The sequence below is a fragment of the Streptomyces sp. NPDC021100 genome, from assembly GCF_044333095.1.
GTDB lineage: Bacteria > Actinomycetota > Actinomycetes > Streptomycetales > Streptomycetaceae > Streptomyces.
This window is the reverse complement of sequence record NZ_JBIRQH010000001.1, coordinates 229,335-248,916: the sequence shown is the minus strand read 5'-3', so window position 1 is coordinate 248,916 and position 19,582 is coordinate 229,335. Positions and strand designations below refer to the sequence as shown.

The 19,582-nt window shown below is 73.4% G+C and carries 22 protein-coding genes, 1 pseudogene and 1 riboswitch; of the genes and pseudogenes, 15 read left to right on the top strand and 8 right to left on the bottom strand.

Features of this window, described 5'->3' with window-relative positions:
• Positions 1-348 precede the first annotated feature (348 nt).
• Together ACH4PU_RS01195 and ACH4PU_RS01190 are read left to right on the top strand one after the other, a co-directional pair.
• On the top strand, positions 349-1,092 hold the full coding sequence (locus ACH4PU_RS01195; RefSeq protein WP_398264310.1) for an N-acetylmuramoyl-L-alanine amidase: 744 nt from the start codon (positions 349-351) through the stop codon (positions 1,090-1,092).
• Between the two features lie 58 nt (positions 1,093-1,150).
• The gene (locus tag ACH4PU_RS01190) at positions 1,151-1,366 is read left to right on the top strand and encodes an EF-hand domain-containing protein (protein ID WP_398264308.1); all 216 of its coding nucleotides are present in this window, start codon (positions 1,151-1,153) and stop codon (positions 1,364-1,366) included.
• Between the two features lie 32 nt (positions 1,367-1,398).
• On the opposite strand, the gene ACH4PU_RS01185 is transcribed toward ACH4PU_RS01190, so the two are convergent.
• Complete coding sequence (locus tag ACH4PU_RS01185; protein ID WP_398264306.1) at positions 1,399-1,707, bottom strand: hypothetical protein; 309 nt, start codon at positions 1,705-1,707, stop codon at positions 1,399-1,401.
• Positions 1,708-1,812: 105 nt separating this feature from the next.
• On the opposite strand from ACH4PU_RS01185, the gene cutA reads away from it, so the two are divergent.
• The 3 genes from cutA to ACH4PU_RS01170 all read left to right on the top strand — a co-directional run bounded on the left by cutA (position 1,813) and on the right by ACH4PU_RS01170 (position 4,316).
• On the top strand, positions 1,813-2,148 hold the full coding sequence (gene cutA, locus ACH4PU_RS01180) for a divalent-cation tolerance protein CutA (RefSeq protein ID WP_398264304.1): 336 nt from the start codon (positions 1,813-1,815) through the stop codon (positions 2,146-2,148).
• Positions 2,149-2,227: 79 nt separating this feature from the next.
• Positions 2,228-2,983: an ATP-grasp domain-containing protein gene (locus ACH4PU_RS01175; protein ID WP_398264302.1), complete on the top strand. Its 756-nt coding sequence runs from the start codon at positions 2,228-2,230 to the stop codon at positions 2,981-2,983.
• Between the two features lie 286 nt (positions 2,984-3,269).
• Positions 3,270-4,316 (top strand): AraC family transcriptional regulator ligand-binding domain-containing protein, encoded by a 1,047-nt coding sequence (locus ACH4PU_RS01170; protein ID WP_398264300.1) that lies wholly within the window; start codon positions 3,270-3,272, stop codon positions 4,314-4,316.
• A 25-nt stretch (positions 4,317-4,341) separates the two neighbouring features.
• Here the strand turns inward: ACH4PU_RS01170 and ACH4PU_RS01165 are convergent, their stop codons facing one another.
• Both ACH4PU_RS01165 and ACH4PU_RS01160 read right to left on the bottom strand, forming a co-directional pair.
• Positions 4,342-4,503: a hypothetical protein gene (locus ACH4PU_RS01165; RefSeq protein WP_398264298.1), complete on the bottom strand. Its 162-nt coding sequence runs from the start codon at positions 4,501-4,503 to the stop codon at positions 4,342-4,344.
• A 157-nt stretch (positions 4,504-4,660) separates the two neighbouring features.
• Positions 4,661-4,914, bottom strand: a pseudogene (locus ACH4PU_RS01160) (hypothetical protein); the annotation flags it as partial.
• Between the two features lie 345 nt (positions 4,915-5,259).
• Between ACH4PU_RS01160 and ACH4PU_RS01155 the strand changes: the two are divergent.
• The 6 genes from ACH4PU_RS01155 (at position 5,260) to ACH4PU_RS01130 (ending at position 10,038) form a co-directional block, all read left to right on the top strand.
• Positions 5,260-5,382 carry a lasso RiPP family leader peptide-containing protein gene (locus ACH4PU_RS01155; RefSeq protein ID WP_398264296.1) on the top strand — a complete coding sequence of 41 codons (123 nt, stop codon included), beginning with the start codon at positions 5,260-5,262 and terminating at the stop codon, positions 5,380-5,382.
• A gap of 120 nt (positions 5,383-5,502) precedes the next feature.
• The gene (locus tag ACH4PU_RS01150; protein WP_398264294.1) at positions 5,503-7,302 is read left to right on the top strand and encodes an asparagine synthase-related protein; all 1,800 of its coding nucleotides are present in this window, start codon (positions 5,503-5,505) and stop codon (positions 7,300-7,302) included.
• On the top strand, positions 7,296-7,547 hold the full coding sequence (locus tag ACH4PU_RS01145) for a lasso peptide biosynthesis PqqD family chaperone (RefSeq protein WP_398264292.1): 252 nt from the start codon (positions 7,296-7,298) through the stop codon (positions 7,545-7,547). The genes ACH4PU_RS01150 and ACH4PU_RS01145 overlap by 7 nt, the downstream gene beginning before the upstream one ends.
• A 1-nt stretch (position 7,548) precedes the next feature.
• Positions 7,549-8,010: a lasso peptide biosynthesis B2 protein gene (locus ACH4PU_RS01140; RefSeq protein WP_398264290.1), complete on the top strand. Its 462-nt coding sequence runs from the start codon at positions 7,549-7,551 to the stop codon at positions 8,008-8,010.
• A gap of 13 nt (positions 8,011-8,023) precedes the next feature.
• A complete protein-coding gene (locus ACH4PU_RS01135; RefSeq protein WP_398264288.1) occupies positions 8,024-8,932 on the top strand; it encodes a phytanoyl-CoA dioxygenase family protein in 909 nt (302 codons plus the stop codon).
• The gene (locus tag ACH4PU_RS01130) at positions 8,929-10,038 is read left to right on the top strand and encodes a hypothetical protein (RefSeq protein WP_398264286.1); all 1,110 of its coding nucleotides are present in this window, start codon (positions 8,929-8,931) and stop codon (positions 10,036-10,038) included. Before ACH4PU_RS01135 ends, ACH4PU_RS01130 begins: the two co-directional genes overlap by 4 nt.
• A gap of 52 nt (positions 10,039-10,090) precedes the next feature.
• On the opposite strand, the gene ACH4PU_RS01125 is transcribed toward ACH4PU_RS01130, so the two are convergent.
• From ACH4PU_RS01125 to gcvT, 4 genes are all read right to left on the bottom strand, one after another.
• Positions 10,091-11,473, bottom strand: a complete 1,383-nt coding sequence (locus tag ACH4PU_RS01125; RefSeq protein ID WP_398264284.1) for an L-serine ammonia-lyase — start codon at positions 11,471-11,473, stop codon at positions 10,091-10,093.
• Between the two features lie 127 nt (positions 11,474-11,600).
• Positions 11,601-12,863 (bottom strand): serine hydroxymethyltransferase, encoded by a 1,263-nt coding sequence (gene glyA / locus ACH4PU_RS01120; RefSeq protein WP_398264282.1) that lies wholly within the window; start codon positions 12,861-12,863, stop codon positions 11,601-11,603.
• A gap of 55 nt (positions 12,864-12,918) precedes the next feature.
• Complete coding sequence (gene gcvH / locus ACH4PU_RS01115) at positions 12,919-13,296, bottom strand: glycine cleavage system protein GcvH (RefSeq protein ID WP_004949856.1); 378 nt, start codon at positions 13,294-13,296, stop codon at positions 12,919-12,921.
• An 86-nt stretch (positions 13,297-13,382) separates the two neighbouring features.
• Positions 13,383-14,534: a glycine cleavage system aminomethyltransferase GcvT gene (gene gcvT / locus ACH4PU_RS01110; protein ID WP_398264280.1), complete on the bottom strand. Its 1,152-nt coding sequence runs from the start codon at positions 14,532-14,534 to the stop codon at positions 13,383-13,385.
• A 161-nt stretch (positions 14,535-14,695) separates the two neighbouring features.
• A riboswitch (glycine riboswitch) is annotated at positions 14,696-14,814 on the bottom strand.
• Between the two features lie 293 nt (positions 14,815-15,107).
• Here gcvT and ACH4PU_RS01105 point away from each other — a divergent pair.
• The 3 genes from ACH4PU_RS01105 (at position 15,108) to ACH4PU_RS01095 (ending at position 17,664) form a co-directional block, all read left to right on the top strand.
• Positions 15,108-15,995 carry an AAA family ATPase gene (locus ACH4PU_RS01105; RefSeq protein ID WP_398264278.1) on the top strand — a complete coding sequence of 296 codons (888 nt, stop codon included), beginning with the start codon at positions 15,108-15,110 and terminating at the stop codon, positions 15,993-15,995.
• Positions 15,992-16,771 (top strand): enhanced serine sensitivity protein SseB, encoded by a 780-nt coding sequence (locus ACH4PU_RS01100; protein ID WP_398264276.1) that lies wholly within the window; start codon positions 15,992-15,994, stop codon positions 16,769-16,771. Before ACH4PU_RS01105 ends, ACH4PU_RS01100 begins: the two co-directional genes overlap by 4 nt.
• Before the next feature lie 125 nt (positions 16,772-16,896).
• Positions 16,897-17,664, top strand: coding sequence for an enhanced serine sensitivity protein SseB C-terminal domain-containing protein (locus ACH4PU_RS01095; RefSeq protein WP_398264274.1), 768 nt, complete (start codon positions 16,897-16,899; stop codon positions 17,662-17,664).
• 136 nt (positions 17,665-17,800) lie between these two features.
• Here the strand turns inward: ACH4PU_RS01095 and ACH4PU_RS01090 are convergent, their stop codons facing one another.
• A complete protein-coding gene (locus tag ACH4PU_RS01090) occupies positions 17,801-17,947 on the bottom strand; it encodes a hypothetical protein (protein ID WP_398264272.1) in 147 nt (48 codons plus the stop codon).
• 554 nt (positions 17,948-18,501) lie between these two features.
• On the opposite strand from ACH4PU_RS01090, the gene ACH4PU_RS01085 reads away from it, so the two are divergent.
• On the top strand, positions 18,502-19,506 hold the full coding sequence (locus tag ACH4PU_RS01085) for an ABC transporter permease (protein ID WP_185941174.1): 1,005 nt from the start codon (positions 18,502-18,504) through the stop codon (positions 19,504-19,506).
• The last annotated feature ends 76 nt before the right edge of the window (positions 19,507-19,582 follow it).

Sequence of the window (19,582 nt, the reverse complement as noted above, 5' to 3'; positions counted from 1 at the left end):
GGTGTGTTCCGCGGCGTGTGACGACCGAGCCCGGGTCAATGGGGGTCGTGGCTCCGACTATGGCAGACGGGGTGGTGCCCGGCCAACCCTCAATAGGGTGGATATGGGGCGGTTTGCGGGTCATTTCCCAAATGACTCTGGGTAATCGAAGGTGAGTTGCGCCACTCGCCTTCTTTTCCATGAATCAATCCGCCGAGTAACTTATGGATATGCGGCTGCGCGGTAAATAGGTGCAGACCATTCCGGAAATGTGAGGGGGGATCCGGGGTGCGGCGGTGCTTGCGCACCCCGGCCGCTGCGAGTGTCATGTCCCCGTCCGACGTTCCCCTCGCGCCTCCTGGAGGCCTCATGGACGCTGAGCCGTTGCACGACGAGCCGTTGGACGCCTCGCCGTCGGAGGGCGCGTCCGGTCCCGGTCCGGAGGGCGCGTCCGGCCCCGGCCCGGCCGGCGTGCGCCGCCGCCGTGCCCTCGGCGGTGCCGCCACGCTCCTCGGGGCGGCGGCCCTGGGCGCGGCCACCGCCTTCAGCGTCGGCCGTCCCGCCGCATCGGCGGCCTCCCGGCCCCCGGAGTCCTACCCGCCCACCCACTGGATCCCGGCCAGCAGCGCCAACTACACGGTCTCCGGCCGCCCCGGCTCGTACCCGGTCGAGTACCTCGTGATCCATGTGACCCAGGAGACCTTCCCGGACACCGTGAAGATCTTCCAGGATCCGAAGTCCAAGGTCTCGGCGCACTACGCCGTCGCCTCGGCCGACGGCTACACCGCCCAGTTCGTCCGCGAGCGGGACATCGCCTGGCACGCCGGCAACTGGGACTACAACACCCGCAGCATCGGCATCGAGCACGAGGGCTGGATCGACCGGCCCGAGTACTTCACGGACGCCCTGTACCGGGCCTCCGCCCGGCTCGCCGCCGCCGTCTGCGCGCGCTACGGCATCCCCGCCGACCGCGACCACATCATCGGGCACGTCGAGGTCCCCGGCTCCACGCACACCGACCCCGGCCCGTACTGGGACTGGGACCGCTACCTGGGACTCGTGACCGGTCACCTCCCGGCGGGCGGGGCCGGACGTCCTCCGGCGGGCGGCTAATCTGTGCCGGTCAACAAGCCCGCGACGCACGGTGCGCGGCAGATCAGGGGAGGCCCACATGGCTGACATCGACGAAGCGCGCAAGGTGTTCGCGCAGTTCGACGCCAACGGCGACGGTTTCATCACCGCGGCCGAGTACAAGAGCGCCATGGCCCGGCTCGGCGACCCGTACGTCACCGAGACCGTGGCCCAGGCGGTCATCAACTCCAAGGACCTCAACGGCGACGGCCTGATGTCCTTCGACGAGTTCTGGGCCGCCCAGAACAAGGGCTGACCGGCGCCGCGGGCCCGGCGGCCCGGGGCGGGTCAGCGCCCGCCCCGCCGCTGGGCGCCCGCCCGCCGCCGCGCGTCGTTGCACAGCAGGCAGCGGCCCCAGCCCGGGGGCAGCGGATCCTCCTTGTCCCCGTACAGCGGGTCCACCGCGCCCTTGGGGTGCAGCGAGCACCCCGTCGCGCCGTGCGCGGCACCCAGGGCGCGGGCCGCGTCCAGCGCCCGGCGCAGGGCGTCGACGATCTGCCCCGCCTCCTCGGGGGTGGGCTGGGACTCCAGGGCGTACGCGATGTCCGAAGCGGTGTTGAGCGCGCTGTGGAGTTCGCGCAGGTCTGCGTAACTCATGCTCGCGAGCGTACGCGGCACCACTGACAACGGGGTCCGGCCGCCGTACGGCAGGGCTCCCGCCGCCGTACCGGAGCGCCCCGCGCCCGCGATACGGTCGGCCTCATGGACGACGCGACGCCCCCGTACCTCGCCGTGCTGACCACGGCCCCCGACGAGGAGACCGCCCGCCGCCTCGCCAAGGACGCCGTCGAGCGCCGGCTGGCGGCCTGCGCCCAGGTCGACGGTCCGGTGACCAGCGTCTACCGCTGGCAGGACGCGATCGAGACCGACACCGAGTGGCGCGTCCTCTACAAGACGACGAGCGCCCGCTATCCGGAGCTGGAGGCCCACCTCCGCGCCGGGCACCCGTACGACGTCCCCGAGGTGATCGCCACGCCGATCACCGCCGGCAGCGACGCCTACCTGGCGTGGCTGCGCTCGGAGACGGGCGCTTCCTGAGGTCCTGGCCCGGGAAACCACCGGCCCAGCCGGGAAAACCACGAGCGTTCCCCACGCCCGTCCGCGACGATCGGTGGCCATGACGCTCGTCCTGCCACCCCGCCTCACCGCCTCCGCCGAGTCCGTCCGGGACGCCGCCGTCCGGCGCGGGCTCGACGCCGTACAGCTGCCGGACTTCACCGTTCCGGACGGGCTCCGCGCGGAGCACCTGCACGCCGGGCCGGCGTTCGCGGACGCCGTGGCGCCCGCGCTGGGCATCGCCCCGCTGGAGGCGCCCGCCGACTGGCTCGCCCGGCTGCCGCGGGAGAGCACCCGGCGCGAGGTGCGGGCGGTGCCGATCGGCGAGGCGTACGGCCTCCGCCGGCCCGCCTTCGTCAAGTCCCCGAACGACAAGGGGATACGCGCCATGGTCTACGCCGACGGCTCGCGGCTGCCCGGCCCCGACGCCGTCGACCCTGCCACGACCGTCCTGGTGAGCGACGTCGTCGGGTTCACCGCCGAGTACCGGCTGTTCGTCCTGGACGGCGCGGTGCGCGGCGGGAGCCGGTACGGCGAACGCGGCCGGCTCGCCCTCGGCCCCCTGGCGCCCGACGCCGTCCGCTTCGGCGCCGACCTGCTGGCCGCCCACGCGGACACGCTGCCCTCCGCCGTGGTCGTCGACGTGGGGACCGTCGCGGACGGCTGGGCGGTCATCGAGGCCAACGCCGCCTGGGCGAGCGGCCTCTACACCACCGACCCGGACACGGCCCTCGACGTCGTGCTGCGGGCCGCCGGGCCGTGCGCGGCGGTCGCGGACCGGGACCGTCCGTTCGTCCGGGGACGCGTCCTCCGGTAGCGAGGCGTGGCCTCCGGTGGCGGTGGGGCCCCTGTGGCGTCAGCCGTCCGACGACTCCCCTCCTGATGGTCGTCGGTCGATTGACGTGGGAGCGCGAGCCGGACCCCCGTACCCGCTCGCACCCCGATCCGCGCGGCCCTGACCGGCCGCCGGTGGACGGGCAGCGTCCGTTTCCGGCCGCCGCAGCCCGCGGCTGTTCCAGATTGCCCAGGTCGAGGCGGTCCTGCCCAGGACCGAATGTGCCACCCGCGGCACACGACGCGCCAACGTGTCGGAAAATGGCCGCATGGCAGAAGCGTTGACGACCGGGACGACCGGTGAGCTGGACTCCATCGTCCTGTCGAAGTTCCTCCTCACCGCGGCGGCGGCGAACGGCGCCGACCCCGACCGCATCGCCCGCGAGGCCGGGGTGCCCGACTGGGCGCTGGCCGAGGACGAGGTCACCATCCCGGCCCGCCGCACGATGCACGTCTGGGAACTGGTCGAACGGGCCCTGGACACCCCGGACTCCCCGGTGTCCATCGCCGGCCTCTACAGCCTGGGCGCCCTCGGCCTCTTCGACTACCTCTTCACCAACGCGCCGACGCTCGGCGCCGCGATGGAGACCAGCACCCGGTACCTGCACTTCATCACCACCAACGGCCGCTTCGCGCTCCACACCCAGGACGAGCACGAGACGACCTTCTCCTTCCACTACCTGGAGGGCGAGCCCCGGCAGGTGGAACTGGCCGAGCAGTTCGCCTTGGCCGTGCTGTGCGCCCGGTCGCGGGGGGTGACGGGCACGCCCGTGCACCCGCTGCACGTCGGCTTCTCCCAGCGGGCCCCGCGCCGGCACGCCAACCTGACCGAGGCGCTCGCCGCCGAACGCGGCGTCGACTTCGGCCAGGACCGCGCCACGGTCACCTTCCGTACCGCCGACCTGGCCCGCCCGGTCCTCGGCGCCGACCCGCGACTGGGCGCCATCCTCGGCCGCTACGCGGCGACCCTGCCCCCGCCCCCGCCGGCCGACTGGCGCGACCAGTTCCGCCACGCCCTCGACGCCTGCCTCGCCGAAGGCCCTCCGGCCCTCGACCACGTCGCCCGGCGCCTCACCATGAGCCGCCGCACCCTCCAACGCCGCCTCGCCGAGTCCGGCACGACCTGGCGCACGGAACTGGACGCCGCCCGCCGCCGCCACGCCACCCAGGCCCGCCGCACCGGCCGCCCCGCCAACGCCGCCCTCGCCGACCGCCTCGGCTACTCCGACCCGCGGTCGCTGCGGCGTGCGGTACGGCGGTGGTCCGCGGAGGAGCGCGAGGCGGGGGAGGCCGGCGGGCCGGCGGCCGGGGCCTGAGCGCTCGCGCCGCGGGCGCGTGACGTCACCGTCTGGCGAAGTCCACGACGTAGGCGATCGCGAGCGCGAGCCCGAGCGCACCGATGCCGAGCGCCGCCAGAACCTCGAACACGCTCGCCCCTGACGTGACGCCCCGGATCGCCGCGGCGAACCCGCCGACGGAGGCGCACACTCCGAGAACGAGCATGCGAGACGACAGACACCCGGCGGACCGGCCCGCCTTACCCCCTCGATTCGGCATGCCGCCGCGCTCCCTTCCGCCCGCGTGTCCTCTCGTATCCCAGGAGGCTACGAGAGGAGCGACGCCCCTGCCAGCGCGTGCCCGCCGAAAGGCCGGGCGGCGCTCAGCCGGCGGAAGCCTTCTCGATCGCCTCGAAGATGTCGGCGTCCGTCTCCCGCCGCCATGCCGGCAGATCCGGCCAGTCCGCGACGTAACCCGGCTTCGGGTCCGCGAAGTGCTTGTACGTCTGCGCTTGTCCGTCTGCGTGGTCCGCGGAGGGCCGCGAACCGGCCCTTCCGCTCGCATGTCAGCCGCGCCGTGTGCCCGTCGCCGACGCCGGGGAAACCGCCGAACCTGCTCGTACACGGCGGGCGGCGCGGCCGCCGAAGCCCGGATCGCCCGGAAACGGGCCGGGCACCGGCGGCGGGAGCACCGGCGGGTGTGCGCCTGACGGCGGCCGAGACTTGAGGGGGTCTGTTCCGGCCGTTCGAGGCCGCTCGGCGTGGGTCGCCGCCGAGCGCGCGGGGCGCCGCGGCGCGCGCCTGATGCGCGAGGGGACCAGTGGACATGTTCGTGATCCGGCAAAGGGAGTTCGATATTCCCCGTACCGTCCGGACCGTTTCTTCCGGCCATAATCGGCACCTACGCCGAAAACGCGTTCTCGCGAACTCCCGCTCGCCCTTGTTAAGTTGCGGCCCCATCGAGGGGAAGGGGGTGACGCATATGAACGATCACGAGATTGTCGAGTACGAGGCGCCCGAAATGCTGCCCATCGGCGAGTTCTCCGAGGTCACGATGTGGTACGGCTGGGCCAGCAACGACGGTGAGGGTAACGCGATCATCTGATCGTCGTGCACGCATTCGGTCGGCTGGGGGGATTCCGTGGGCGCGTCATGGTTCATCGCTTTCCCGGAGAGCGTCGTTGACGCGTGTCCGGTCCGCCCCGGGCCGACGGAGAACGCCGAAGTGCTGACGTACGCGTCGGGCCGGACGTGGGTGGTCGCGGACTGCTCCCATTCCCGCCTGATCGCCGCGGAGGCCGGCGTCAGACGCCTCGCGCTGTTCGGCGAGACGAGCATCGACGCGGGGCGTCTGGCCCGCCTGCTGGCACGGCACGACGACGTCGTCGGCCTGATGGCCGCCGCGCACGAGATCAGCGGCAGCTTTCACCTCCTCTACACCGACGGCCGCTCCACCCACGTCCAGGGGAGCGCGTCGGGCCTGCGCCAGGTGTTCTACGCCCGGTGCCGGGACGGCTCGTACGCCGCGTCCGACGCGGTCGAACCACTGGCCCGGCTCAGCGGCGCCACCCCGCGCGTCGAGATGGCCGCCTGGGGGATGCTGCACCCCGGGTTCGACTACGGGCTGACCCACGGCACCTACTGGCACGGGGTCCACCGGCTCCCCGCCGACCGGCGGCTGCGCATGACCGCCGACCGGGCCGAGACCACCACCTGGTGGCGGCCCCCGGCCCCGGCGCTGTCGGTCGCCGACGGCGCGCCGCGGGTACGGGCCGCGCTGGAGGAGGCGGTGGCCGTCCGGCTCGCCACGGCCCGCGGCCTCTCCGCGGACCTGTCGGGCGGTCTGGACTCGACCTCCCTCTGCTTCCTCCTGGCCGGCCAGGGCGCCCGCTTCCGGTGCTTCGTCGAGCGGACCGTCGACCCCAACCACGACGACGCCCACTGGGCGGCGATCGCCGCCGAGGACATCGGCCGGCCCCTGACGGTCCTCGGCCCCGAGGACGTCCCGGGCCCGTACGACGGCATCTGGGAACCCGGCCGCGGGCTCCTCCAGGACGTCCCGTACGGACTGGGCGAGCCCTACACCCTGATCCGGAACCGGGCGCGGAAGACCGCGATGGCGAAGATCTTCGCCGCCACCGGCTCCGACGTGCACATCGCCGGATTCGGCGGCGACGAGCTGTTCACCACCGCACCGTCGTACTTCGGCGACCTCTACGCCCACGCGCCCCTGCGGGCGGTCCGCGGCATCCGCGACCTCGCCCGGCTGAGGCGCTGGAGCATGCCCTCCGTCCTGCGCGCGCTCGCCCGGCGGCAGATGTACGAGGACTGGTTCGAGGAGCAGTTGCGCAGTGTGCACCTGCCCCGGCCGGACCTCCACCGCCCCGCTCTGGGCTGGGGCCCGCACGTCCGCGCGACCCCGTGGTCGACACCCGCCGGCGTCGAGGCCGTGCACGCGGTCGCCACCGCCGCCGACGCCGGCCGCACCCCGCAGGCCGGCACCCGCGCGGTGCACACCAGCGTCGCGGGACACCGCGTCGGCGGCCAACGCCTCGGGCCACTACGCGCTCTGATGGAGCATCAGGGGATCACGCTGTCCTTGCCGTACATGGACGACGCGGTACTGGAGGCCGCCCTCTCGGTCTCGCGCGACGAGGCCCTGCCGGGCACCGGATTCAAGCCGGTCCTGAAGGCCGCCATGCGGGTGGGCACGGCGCCGGGCGGGCAGGCGAGGGCGCTCTCCCGGTCCACCAAGGGCGAGTTCAGCATGTCGGTCCACCGCGGCCTGGCCCGCAACCGCCGCTCGCTCCTCGGCCTGTTCGAGGACTCGCTGCTCGCCGAGCACGGCCTGGTGGACATCGACCGGCTGCGCGCCGCCCTGCGGGACACCCTGCGCCCCGAGCACGCCACCAACGCGCTGGAGACGACCGTCGCCGCCGAGGTCTGGATGCGGGCCGTCGCGCAGGCCCCGGCACCGGCGCCCCAACGCCCCCTCACCCACCGACGACTGGCCTCACCATGCTGAAGATCTCCCCCCACGTCGTCCTCACCCGGACCGCGGACGCGGCCGTTCTCCTGGACAAGAAGTCCGGCACGTACTTCCGCGTCAACCCGACCGGGACGGCGGTGTTCGAGATGCTCGCCGCCGGACGCACACCGGACGAGGTCGTGAGCGAGCTGTGCGCACGTCACCCGGAGGCGGCCGACCGGATACCCGGCGACGTCGCGAAGCTGATCGACACCATGCGCCGCGCGAAGGTGCTGATCTGACGTGACGCTCCCCATGACCCTGGAACCCCGTGCCCGGTTGCCGCTGCGCCGCCGGCCGCTGCCGATGCTGGCCGTCGCGGTCAGCCGCCTGCTGACGCGGCTGAGCCCGCACGCGCTGGAGCGGGTGCTGCGCCTGCTCAGCCGTGGCGCCCGGCCCGCCACCCGCGCCGAGGCCCTGGCCGCGCGCGGCGACGTCGTCTCCGTCAGTCGCCGCGCCGCCGGGCCGTACTGCCTGGAGCGGTCGGTCGCGGCGGCCCTGCTGGCCCGCCTGCGCGGCAGCTGGCCCGACTGGGTCTCCGGCGTCAGCCTGATGCCCTTCGCCGCGCACGCCTGGATCGAGGTCGACGGCCGGGCGGTCGGTGAGTCCCTGCGGCTGGACGCCTTCCACAAGAACATCGTCGTATCCCGTGCCTCCCGCACGGAGGGGAGCGGCCGGCCACCGGACCACCTCTCCGAGACCTGAGACGGACGGACACATGGACACCAAACGGACAGCGGAGCAACTGGCCGGCCGGGGATACGCGCTGGTGCCCGGCTTCCTCACCGGCGACGCCCTGGCACGGGCGCGGGCCGCGGTCGACACCTACTTCCCCGACCCGGAGGCGAACGGCAGCACGCCCGAGGAGGTCAACGACCTCAAGCACGCGGTCCCGTTCCCCTTCACCAGCAACGACCTGAACCGGCACGTGCTGGACCCCCGGGTCATCGACGTCGTCGAGGAACTGCTCGGCACCACCGACCTGCGGCTGACGAGCGCCTTCATCCAGGCCAAGTACGGCAGGGCGTACGGGGAGACCCGGGACCAGACCCTGCACAACGACGCCTGGGCGGCCAGCAGCCTGGTGCACCCGCGCGCGGACGGTGTCTACCAGCGCGTGTACGGCATCCTCTACCTGACCGACGTGACCGTGGACACCGCGCCCACCTACGTCGTCGACCGCGCCGCACACCTCGGGCTGCCCCTGCTGACCGACGCGGGCAAGGGCGCGTACGACAAGGCGGAATACCCCGGACTGTACGAGCGGGAGCGGCCCGTGGAGGCCGAGGCCGGCTCGCTCCTGCTCTTCGTCGGCGACATCGTCCACCGGGGGTCGGCCTACAACGCGCGGCTCGGACGACGGCTCGCGCTCTTCTTCAACCTGCACGCGGCGCAGGCCCGTTGGACCGACAAACATCTGTGGTCGATGCGGCCGGCCCACCCGAACTGGAACACCCAGCACGAGCTCATGGTCGAACTGAGCCCGCGCCAGCGCCACCTCCTGGGCTTCCCGCCCCCCGGGGACGACTACTGGACCGACGAGACGATCGCGCACCTGGAGCGCATGTACCCCGGCATCGACTCCAAGCCCTACCTGCCGCCGGCCGCCGGCCCGGCCGCGCCGTGACGGCCGGGCGGCCCGGGTACGCGGGACTGGCCGTCGACGGCCTGCGCTACCTGGGGGAGGTGTTCGGCCTGGGGGAGCGTTTCGAGGCGGCGGCCGAGGAGTCCGTCCGGCACCTCTTCGACGGGTGGGGGCACCGGGTCTCGCGGGACACCGACGGCGGCGGGACCCGGCAGGACGCCGTGTCGACCGCTCCGTTCGAGTACTCCCTCGTGCTCGACGGGGACCGTGTCGACGTGCGGATCTTCTTCCGGCCGCTCCCCGAGCGGGGTCCCGTCTCCGCGGCCGGGAGCTGGGAGCGCGGCCTCCGGACGCTGGCCGGGCTCGAACGCCTGGGCCTCGCGCGCACGGAGCGGGTCCGGCGGGTCGCCGACCTGTTCCGGCCGCGCAGCGGGCCGGCGGCGTTCGGGATGTGCCTGGCGGCTTCGGTCCGCGCCGCGGGGATCGCGCGCCCCAAGGTGTACTTCGACACCCTGGCGGCGGGCACCGAGCGCAGCCGGGAGACCGTCGGGACGGCGCTGGACCGGCTCGGCCAGGGCGGGGCGTGGAGCTGGCTGCGGCGCCACGACCCGCGGGGCATGGCCGATCTGATGCCGGCCTTCTTCGCGCTCGACGCGGACGCGTCCCCGCACGCCCGGATCAAGTTCTACACGACGGTCGCGGAGCGTTCCACCGCCGAACTCGAAGCCCGGCTCGCCCCGTTGGGCCGCGCCGCGGCGGCCGCCGCGACGGCTCTGGTGACGGACACGGCCCCGCCGGGATCGCAGCCGCTCGACATGCCCGGGGTACGCCCGACCCTGTGCTGGAGCATGACCTCGCGCGACGGGGAGCGGCCGGACGACGCCACGCTGTACCTGCCGTTCGACCGGTACGCCCCGCGGCGGCGGGAGCCGCACGGCAGGCTGCGCGGGAGCCTCGACCCGGCGCTCCTGGCGCGGGTCGGGCGGCTGGTGGACGACCACGCCGCCGCCGTGCCGGCGCGGGTGAACCCGTTCCACTGGGCGGCGGCCAAGCTGGTCCACGGCGGGCGGGCGCTCACCCTCTACGTCTCGGCCGCGGCGGTCGAGGCGGCACGGACGGCCCGGCCCGGCCGCCGGGCGCACGCCTGAACGGCGAGGCCCCGCCCGGGAGCCCGGGCGGGGCGCTCGCGAGGTCAGGGGCTCAGCACTCGATGACGTTGACCGCCAGCCCGCCCCGGGCCGTCTCCTTGTACTTGACCTTCATGTCGGCGCCGGTCTCCTTCATGGTCTTGATGACCTTGTCGAGGGAGACGTGGTGCCGGCCGTCGCCGCGCAGGGCCATGCGGGCCGCCGTGACGGCCTTCGCCGCGGCCATGCCGTTGCGCTCGATGCAGGGGATCTGGACCAGGCCGCCGACCGGGTCGCAGGTGAGGCCGAGGTTGTGCTCCATGCCGATCTCGGCCGCGTTCTCGACCTGCTCGGGGGAGCCGCCCATGACCTCGGCGAGGCCGCCGGAGGCCATGGAGCAGGCCGAGCCGACCTCGCCCTGGCAGCCGACCTCGGCGCCGGAGATGGAGGCGTTCTCCTTGAAGAGCATGCCGATCGCGCCCGCGGCGAGCAGGAAGCGGACGACGCCCTCCTCGTCCGCGCCGGGCACGAAGTTCATGTAGTAGTGCAGGACCGCCGGGATGATGCCGGCGGCGCCGTTGGTGGGGGCGGTGACGACGCGGCCGCCGGCCGCGTTCTCCTCGTTGACCGCCATCGCGTAGACGGTGATCCACTCCATCGCGCGGGCCTGCGGGTCGCCCTCGGCGCGCAGCTGGCGGGCGGTGCTGGCGGCGCGGCGGCGGACCTTGAGGCCGCCGGGGAGGATGCCCTCGCGGGACATGCCGCGGCTGACGCACGCCTGCATGACGCGCCAGATCTCCAGCAGGCCGGCCCGGATCTCGTCCTCGGTGCGCCAGGCCTTCTCGTTCTCCATCATCATCGCGGAGATCGACAGGCCGGACTCGCGGGACATCCGCAGCAGCTCGTCGCCGGTGCGGAAGGGGAACTTCAGGACGGTGTCGTCGGGGACGATCCGGTCCGCGCCGACCGCGTCCTCGTCCACCACGAAGCCGCCGCCGACCGAGTAGTAGGTCTTCTCCAGCAGGGGCGCGCCGCTCTCGTCGTAGGCGAAGAGGGTCATGCCGTTGGCGTGGTACGGCAGGGCGCGGCGGCGGTGCAGGATCAGCTGGGTGGAGGCGTCGAAGTCGATCTCGTGGGCCGAGCCGATCTCGGTGCCGAGGAGGCGCAGGCGCTTGGTGGTGCGGATGCGCTCCACCTCGTCATCGGCGATCTCGACGTCGACGGTGCGCGGCGAGTGGCCCTCCAGGCCGAGCAGGACGGCCTTGGGCGTCCCGTGGCCGTGCCCGGTGGCGCCGAGGGAGCCGAAGAGCTCCGCGCGCACCGAGGCGGTCTGGGCGAGCAGGCCGTCCTTCTTCAGGCGGCCCACGAACATCCGGGCGGCGCGCATCGGGCCGACCGTGTGGGAGCTGGACGGGCCTATGCCGATCGAGAAGAGATCGAAGACGGAGATGGCCACGGTGGCAGCTCCTTGGGTCGGGGGTGGTACAAGAATTGGTACAGCGGTACGACGTGGTGCGGGGCACCGCGCTCACCACCAGTGTGCGCGATGCCCCGTACATCCCGGTAAAACCGGAGGTCCGGTCCTACTTCAGGCCGGGGTACAGCGGGTGCTTGTCCGCCAGCGCGGTGACGCGGGCGCGCAGCGCCGGGGCGTCGTACTCGGGCTTCAGGGCCTCCGCGATGACGTCCGCGACCTCGCGGAAGTCCTCGGTGGTGAAGCCGCGGGTGGCCAGCGCCGGGGTGCCGATCCGCAGGCCCGAGGTGACCATCGGGGGGCGCGGGTCGTTCGGGACGGCGTTGCGGTTGACCGTGATGCCGACCTCGTGGAGGCGGTCCTCGGCCTGCTGGCCGTCCAGCTGGGAGTGGCGCAGGTCGACGAGGACCAGGTGCACGTCCGTGCCGCCGGACAGGACGGAGACGCCGTGCTCCTTGACGTCGTCCTGCACCAGGCGCTCGGCCAGGATCTTCGCGCCCTCCAGCGTGCGCTGCTGGCGCTCCTTGAACTCCTCGCTCGCCGCGACCTTGAAGGAGACCGCCTTGGCCGCGATCACGTGCTCCAGCGGGCCGCCCTGCTGACCGGGGAAGACCGCCGAGTTGATCTTCTTGGCGAGTTCGGCCGTGGAGAGGATCACACCGCCGCGCGGACCGCCGAGGGTCTTGTGCGTGGTGGTGGTGACGACGTGCGCGTGCGGCACCGGGGAGGGGTGCAGCCCGGCGGCGACCAGGCCCGCGAAGTGGGCCATGTCGACCATCAGGTACGCGCCGACCTCGTCGGCGATCCGGCGGAAGGCCGCGAAGTCCAGCTGGCGCGGGTAGGCGGACCAGCCGGCGACGATCAGCTTGGGGCGGTGCTCCTTGGCGAGGCGCTCGACCTCCTCCATGTCGACCAGGTTGGTCTGCTCGTCGACGTGGTAGGCGACCACGTTGTAGAGCTTGCCCGAGAAGTTGATCTTCATGCCGTGGGTCAGGTGCCCGCCGTGGGCGAGGTTCAGACCCAGGATGGTGTCGCCCGGCTTCAGCAGCGCGAACATCGCCGCGGCGTTGGCCTGGGCGCCCGAGTGCGGCTGCACGTTGGCGGCCTCGGCGCCGAACAGCGCCTTGATCCGGTCGATGGCGATCTGCTCGACGACATCGACGTGCTCGCAGCCGCCGTAGTAGCGGCGGCCCGGGTAGCCCTCGGCGTACTTGTTGGTGAGGACCGAGCCCTGGGCCTCCATGACCGCGACCGGAGCGAAGTTCTCCGAGGCGATCATTTCGAGCGTGGACTGCTGACGGTGGAGTTCGGCGTCGACAGCGGCGGCGACGTCGGGGTCGAGCTCATGGAGGGAGCTGTTCAGAAGCGACATGAGTTCTTCCTGGCGGGAGGGGCCGGGAGGGGCCGGGGGAAGGCGGAACGCGGGGTCAGCCGGCGAAGTCCGTGTACGCGTCGGCGGTCAGCAGCTCCGCCGGCTCGTCCGTGATCTTCACCTTGAACAGCCAGCCGCCCTCGAAGGGGGCGGAGTTCACCAGCGAGGGGTCGTCCACGACGTCCTGGTTGGCCTCGACGACCTCGCCCGTGACGGGGGCGAAGAGGTCGCTGACCGACTTGGTGGACTCCAGCTCACCGCAGGTCTCGCCCGCGGTGATGGTGTCGCCGACGGCCGGGAGCTGGGCGTAGACGACGTCACCGAGCGCGTTGGCGGCGAACTCGGTGATACCCACCGTCGCCACACCGTTCTCATCCGTGGCCGACAGCCACTCGTGCTCCTTGGTGTAGCGGAGGTGCTGGGGGTTGCTCATGGGTTGATTCTCCTGTACGCGGGTGGGTGCTCGTGCAAAGGGTCTTGACAGGTGAGACGGAGGACGGCGGGGGACGCCGGGCGGGCTCAGCGCTCCCGCTTGTAGAACGGCAGGGCGACGACCTCGTACGGCTCGTGGCTGCCGCGGATGTCCACCGCGACCCCGGCCGTGCCGGGCGCGGCGTGGGCCGCGTCCACGTAGGCGATGGCGATCGGCTTGCCGAGCGTGGGGGAGGGGGCGCCGGAGGTGACCTCGCCGACGACCGCGCCGGAGGCGGCGTCCACCACCGGGTAGCCGGCCCGCGGCACCCGCCGCCCGGTCGCCACCAGGCCCACCAGCTTGCGCGGCGGGGCGTCCGCGGCGCGCTCGGCGGCGGCCTCCAGCGCCGCGCGGCCGACGAAGTCGCCGGGCTTGTCGAACTTGACGACGCGGCCGAGCCCGGCGTCGAACGGCGTGGTCGCGGTGGTCAGCTCGTGCCCGTACAGCGGCATGCCCGCCTCCAGGCGGAGCGTGTCCCGGCAGGAGAGGCCGCAGGGCACCAGGCCGGCGTCCGCGCCCGCCTCGGTGAGCGCCTGCCACAGCTTCTCCGCGTCGGCGGGGGCGACGAACAGCTCGAAGCCGTCCTCGCCGGTGTAGCCGGTGCGGGCGATCAGCGCCGGGACGCCGGCGACCGTGCCGGGCAGGCCCGCGTAGTACTTCAGGCCGTCCAGGTCGGCGTCGGTGACCGACTTGAGGATGGCGGGGGAGGCCGGGCCCTGGACGGCGAGCAGCGCGTAGTTCTCGCGGTCGTCGCGCACCTCGGTCTCGAAGCCCGCGGCCCGCTCGGTGAGGGCGTCCAGCACCACCTGGGCGTTGGAGGCGTTGGCGACGACCATGTACTCCTCGTCGGCGAGGCGGTAGACGATCAGGTCGTCCAGAATGCCGCCGCGCTCGTCGCAGATCATCGTGTAGCGGGCGCGGCCGGGCTTCAGCGCGGAGAGGTTGCCCACCAGGGCGTGGTCCAGGGCCTGGCCGGCCTGCGGACCCGTAAGGGTGATCTCGCCCATGTGCGAGAGGTCGAACAGACCGGCGCGGGTGCGGACGGCCACGTGCTCGTCGCGCTCGCTCCCGTAGCGGAGGGGCATGTCCCAGCCGGCGAAGTCGGTCATCGTCGCGCCCAGGGCGCGGTGCAGCGCGTCGAGCGCGGTACGACGGGGGGCGGCGGTCTCTGAGGGCTGTGAGGTCTCTGCGGCAGACATGATCAAGGCTCCCGGGCAGCGGTCGCGAGGACGCGGGGACGTCGAAGGACGGCCTCCCCATCTGTCATCGGAACCTGAGAGGTTCACCGGGAGCCCCCGGAGAGGGCACGCGGCTTGCACCTTGGGTGGGACCGCCGGGCGGTCCGCTTTTCAGATCTGCCTCACCCTGCGCGGTACGGGGCCTGAGAGATTCAAGGGAGGAACTTGCTCCTTCGGCGCCCGGCATGCGGCGTGCCGCGGTGCGGCAGGCACATGGCCGGGACTCTCCCGCGCGGATTCGAGCGGCCGGTATGCAGTTGTACGCAGGTGCGCGTGTACGCAGGTGGTCGTGCTCTTGGCGCGCACATCATTGCACGTACGGGCGTGCGATGGACCGTTCGGAGCCCATCGCATTGGATTACTTTTCCTTTACTCCGTCCGTATGCGGGTGGGGTACACCGTGAGCACCGAGCGACGGAGCGGCGGGGCCGCGGTGCGGCGGACGAGGACGGGGGAGCGGTGCGAACGGGCGTCCAGAGGGGGGCGGCGGATGCCGCGCGGACGACACGGACGACGGGGGCCGCCGGGGCGCGGGTGCGTGACCTGCGCGGGGCCGCGCCGCCCAGGGCGGAGCTGCGCTGCCGCGCCGGGGACCTGCTGGTCGTCTCCGGCCTGCCCGGAGCCGGGAAGTCCACCCTGATCCGACGGGCCGTGGCCGCCCTCGACGGCCGGGGCGACCCCGTCCGCAGCGTCGACTCGCAGGACTCCCGGGCCCGCCTGGAGCGCCGGTTGCGCGCGCTGCCCGTACGGCTCCCGTACGGCGCCTACCGCCCCTTCGCGCGCCTCGTGCACTACGCGCACCTGTGGCACGCCCTGCGCTCCGGCGCGAGCCTCGTCGTGCACGACTGCGGACAGCGCGGCTGGGTCCGCCGGCTGCTGGCCCGCGAGGCGCGGCGGCGCGGCACCTCGCTGCACGTCCTGCTGCTCGCCGTCGAGCCCGGGACCGCGCTCGCCGGGCAGCGGGCCCGGGGGCGGACGGTCTCCCGGGCCGCGTTCGGGCGCCACCGCCGCGCCATGGAGCGGCTGATCGCGGCGGCCGAAGCGGGCCGGCCGCCGGCGGGCGCGGCGAGCGTGGTCCTGCTCGACCGCCCGGCCGCGGCGGCGCTGCGGACGATCACCTTCGAGGGGCGGGGCGCGGTGGGAGCGTCCGTGGCTCCCGCCGCGCCGAGGCGGTCCGCGGGCCCGCCCGCATCGGGAGCATCCGCCGCCCCCTCCGCGCCGGCAGCGCCCGCGGCTCCCTCCGCGTCGGGAGCACTCTCCGCCCCCTGCGCCCCGTCCTTTTCGGGACCGCCCACCGCCCCCGCCGTCCCCGTCGCGCGCCGCCCGCCCCGTCCGCCCGCCGTCCCCCTCCCGCCCGCTGACGGAGAGCCGGCCGTTAAGGTGCGGGTGCGAGCGCGACGAGACCGTGGGGAGAACGGATGAGCGGCCCCGAGCTGCACGGCACCGAGCGGGTCCGGGGCGAGGTCCCCGGCTGGCCCGCCAATGAACTGGAGGAGACCCTCGCCGCCTGCGCGGGCGTCCCCGGCACCGGCGAGCGGGTCGTCGAGGTGCTCGGCCGCAGCGAGGTCTGGATACCCCTGCCCAAGGGCGGCGGCCCCGACAGCCGCGACCTCGACCTGCCCACCATCGAGCTCGGCGGCGCCGCGTTCGTGCCGGTGTTCAGCTCCGAGGAGCAGTTCCGCCGCGTCGTCGGCGACCACATGGCCTACGCGGTCGCCCCCGCCGTGGAGTTCGCCCGCGGTCTGCCCCCGCAGGTCGGCCTGGTCGTCAACCCGGAGGGCACGGTCGGTGCGCCGCTGCCGCCCGCCGCCGTCGCCGAGCTCTGCCGGGCGGGCCGGCTGCGGCTGGAGGGCGAGCCCACCGGTGGCCGGGTGCGGCTGCACGAGCCCGACTGGCAGGACGAGCCCACGGCCTTCCTCGCCGCCGCCGGACTGGAGTTCACCGCCGCCCGCGCCGTGCGCACCGCCCGCCGCGCCCTGGCCAGCGTCGAGGGCGGGCCGCCGGAGCTGTTCGTCGGCGTGGAGCTCGACCTCCCCGACGACGACAGCCGCGCCGCCGCCGTGGACGCGCTGGGCCGCGCCCTGGGCTCCGCCCCCGTCCCCTGGCCGGTCCGCACGGTCTTCCTCGACGTCACCCGCGACCCGGTCGCCGACTGGATGCGGGACCGCGTCGCACCGTTCTACGACCGTGACCGGTGACTGCTCCCCTGCATGCCGCCCCGGCCTCGTAAGCTGGTTGGACGACCGTACGGGAGGCGCGACCGCGCCGTGAGGCAGGGGGCGGACGCGACGCGAGCGTCCGCCGTGAGAAGGGGCGGGATCAGGTGAGCGCGGGCGCGGAGAGCGGCGTGGAGCAGGTGCTGCGCCAAGTGGCGCCCGGGCGGTACGACGTCTACGAGTCGCTGCTGCACGCCGTCGCCGACGGCCGGCTGTGGATGCTGCTCTGGCACGGCCGGCCCGGCTCGCCCGACGCCCAGTACGGGAACATGGAGGTCGACGGCCTCGGCTACGCCCCCTGCGTCACCTCCGAGCGCGAGCTCGCCGCCAGCGGCTGGAACCGTGCCCACGAGGTCGTCACCGGCCGCTCCCTGGCCTCCTCGCTCTACCCGGGCCGCTGGGGCCTGTGGCTCAACCCGCACGCCCCGGGCGGCGGCGTCGGCATCCCCTGGCTCGACCTGCGCCGCATCGCCGGCGGCCTGGACCGGCTGCCCGCCGGGCCCCTCCAGATCTCCGAACCCACCGTCGACATCGCCCGGTTCTACGCCCTGCTCGCCCAGCACGCCCAGCGCACGCCCGCCGTCCGGGCGCTGCGCCGCGCCTGGGTCCAGCCGGCGATCGGCGCCGCGTACCTGGCGATCGGCCTCGACCTGTACGACACCTCGCCGCCCGCCGTGGAGTCCGTCCGGGCGATGATGCAGCAGGTGGTGGCCGTGGTGCCGGAGGGGCTGCCGGTGTCCACGGTGGCGATGTCGGACGAGTTCGACCCGGTGGCCCTGTGGATGCGCGCCCACGCCCGCCCGTTCTACGGCCACGCCGCCCCCGCCCCGAGCGGCGCGGCGGCACCGGCGCCGGGGTACGGGTACCCGCACTAGCGGCGCCGCCCGCGCCCGTCCCGCCCGCGCCCGCCACGCCCCGCGCCCGCCACACGTAGCGGCCGCGGGGCGTACGCGAACCGGCCGGTCCGTCGACGACGGACCGGCCGGCAGGCGGGGAAGGCGTCCCCGGGCGTCACTCCCAGATCCAGAGCTCCCAGCCGCCCGAGACGTCGTAGCACTCGTAGTGGTTCGCGCCGTGGCGCATGAAGTACGCGCCGCCGCCCTGGCACTGCTGCTTGCTCTCGTAGAGGTCGATGTAGCGGCGCGTTTCGGGGGTCACCCGGGAGACCGAGGAGTCCCCGGAGGGAGCCCGCCATGGCCGAGGCGCCCGCGGCCAGGGTGCCGGTCAGTCCGAGGGTGAGCGCCGCGCCCGCCATGGCGGCGCGGTGGATCAGCTTCCGTGTCACGTCAACTCCCTTGATTGGAGCGGCAGATGGATCACTGCGATCGCCAGTGAGCCTGATCGTTTACCGTGCCGCCGTCAAGCCTCACAGGTCACTTGCACCACTTACGTCACATCCGTAACAGCCTTACCCCTAGCCGGAGTTGATGGTTCCCCGTCCCTTCGCTGAGCGGCCGCCCGCGTCCGTATAACGGAACCCTGCATCGCACATCACGGTTGCGCATCCATTGGCCGCCGGGTCTGGCGGGTGATCGTGAACGCGTTGAAGACTCCCGCTCCAAGGACCCGCAGGTCCGGTGTACGACCAGCTCCGCCTGTACTTCCCGCACCACAGCACCGCACAGCACCGTATGTGTCAGTGATGGTCGACCAGCCGCCCCCGGGCGGCCGGCGGAGGCCGGTTCCACCGGCCGAGAGGGGTCCAGCGAACGATGACGGCACCACTCCCCGAGACGAGCGCGACCGGGACCGCGACCGTCGTCGCCGACGCGGAAATCCCGGTCCCGGGCACGACGATCGAGGGCCGCTCCCCGTGGCGCATCGCCTGGACGCGGCTCAAGCGCGACAAACTGGCCCTCGCCGGCGGGATCGTGGTCCTGCTGCTCATCCTGGTCGCGATCTTCGCCCCGCTGATCGTGGACCTGCTGGGCCACCCGCCGAACGAGTACCACGAGGACCAGATCGACCCCCTCTTCGGCACCCCGAAGGGCTCGTGGGGCGGCATCAACGGGGACTTCCTGTTCGGCGTCGAGCCGGTCAACGGCCGGGACGTCTTCAGCCGCGTCGTCTACGGCGCCCGGGTCTCCCTCCTCGTCGCCTTTCTCGCGGCCGTGGTCGCCGTGGTGATCGGCACCGTCCTGGGCATCATCGCCGGCTACTTCGGCGGCTGGGTGGACACCGTGGTGAGCCGGGTGATGGACGCCCTGCTCGCCTTCCCGCAGCTGCTCTTCATCATCGCGCTGATCTCCGTCGTCCCCAACGAGCTCTGGGGACTGACCGGTTCGGGCGTCCGGATGGCCGTCCTCATCGCGGTGATCGGCTTCTTCGGCTGGCCCTACGTGGGGCGCATCGTGCGCGGGCAGACGCTCTCGCTGAGAGAGCGCGAGTACGTCGAGGCGGCGCGCAGCCTGGGCGCGGGACGGACGTACATCCTCTTCCGCGAGCTGCTGCCCAACCTGGTCGCGCCCATCACCGTCTACGCCACGCTGATGATCCCGACCAACGTCCTCACCGAGGCCGCGCTCAGCTTCCTCGGTGCCGGCGTCAAGCCGCCCACGTCGTCCTGGGGGCAGATGCTCTCCAAGGCCGTCAACACCTACGAGGGCGACCCGATGTTCATGGTGATCCCGGGCCTCGCCATCTTCGTCACCGTACTGGCGTTCAACCTCTTCGGGGACGGCGTCCGGGACGCCCTGGACCCCAAGGGTTCGCGCTAGCCGCCCTTTCCCTACGACAGACAACACCGCCTTGCGCGGAGCGACGTGACGGCAAGCGGCAGGAGAAACGTACCGC

Excerpts from the sequence above, each read along its gene's own strand:
- ACH4PU_RS01195 (WP_398264310.1), top strand. The coding sequence starts at position 349 with ATGGACGCTGAGCCGTTGCACGACGAGCCGTTGGACGCCTCGCCGTCG.
- ACH4PU_RS01190 (WP_398264308.1), top strand. The coding sequence starts at position 1,151 with ATGGCTGACATCGACGAAGCGCGCAAGGTGTTCGCGCAGTTCGACGCC.
- ACH4PU_RS01185 (WP_398264306.1), bottom strand. The coding sequence starts at position 1,707 with ATGAGTTACGCAGACCTGCGCGAACTCCACAGCGCGCTCAACACCGCT.
- cutA (WP_398264304.1), top strand. The coding sequence starts at position 1,813 with ATGGACGACGCGACGCCCCCGTACCTCGCCGTGCTGACCACGGCCCCC.
- ACH4PU_RS01175 (WP_398264302.1), top strand. The coding sequence starts at position 2,228 with ATGACGCTCGTCCTGCCACCCCGCCTCACCGCCTCCGCCGAGTCCGTC.
- ACH4PU_RS01170 (WP_398264300.1), top strand. The coding sequence starts at position 3,270 with ATGGCAGAAGCGTTGACGACCGGGACGACCGGTGAGCTGGACTCCATC.
- ACH4PU_RS01165 (WP_398264298.1), bottom strand. The coding sequence starts at position 4,503 with ATGCTCGTTCTCGGAGTGTGCGCCTCCGTCGGCGGGTTCGCCGCGGCG.
- ACH4PU_RS01155 (WP_398264296.1), top strand. The coding sequence starts at position 5,260 with ATGAACGATCACGAGATTGTCGAGTACGAGGCGCCCGAAATGCTGCCC.
- ACH4PU_RS01145 (WP_398264292.1), top strand. The coding sequence starts at position 7,296 with ATGCTGAAGATCTCCCCCCACGTCGTCCTCACCCGGACCGCGGACGCG.
- ACH4PU_RS01135 (WP_398264288.1), top strand. The coding sequence starts at position 8,024 with ATGGACACCAAACGGACAGCGGAGCAACTGGCCGGCCGGGGATACGCG.
- glyA (WP_398264282.1), bottom strand. The coding sequence starts at position 12,863 with ATGTCGCTTCTGAACAGCTCCCTCCATGAGCTCGACCCCGACGTCGCC.
- gcvH (WP_004949856.1), bottom strand. The coding sequence starts at position 13,296 with ATGAGCAACCCCCAGCACCTCCGCTACACCAAGGAGCACGAGTGGCTG.
- gcvT (WP_398264280.1), bottom strand. The coding sequence starts at position 14,534 with ATGTCTGCCGCAGAGACCTCACAGCCCTCAGAGACCGCCGCCCCCCGT.
- ACH4PU_RS01100 (WP_398264276.1), top strand. The coding sequence starts at position 15,992 with ATGAGCGGCCCCGAGCTGCACGGCACCGAGCGGGTCCGGGGCGAGGTC.
- ACH4PU_RS01085 (WP_185941174.1), top strand. The coding sequence starts at position 18,502 with ATGACGGCACCACTCCCCGAGACGAGCGCGACCGGGACCGCGACCGTC.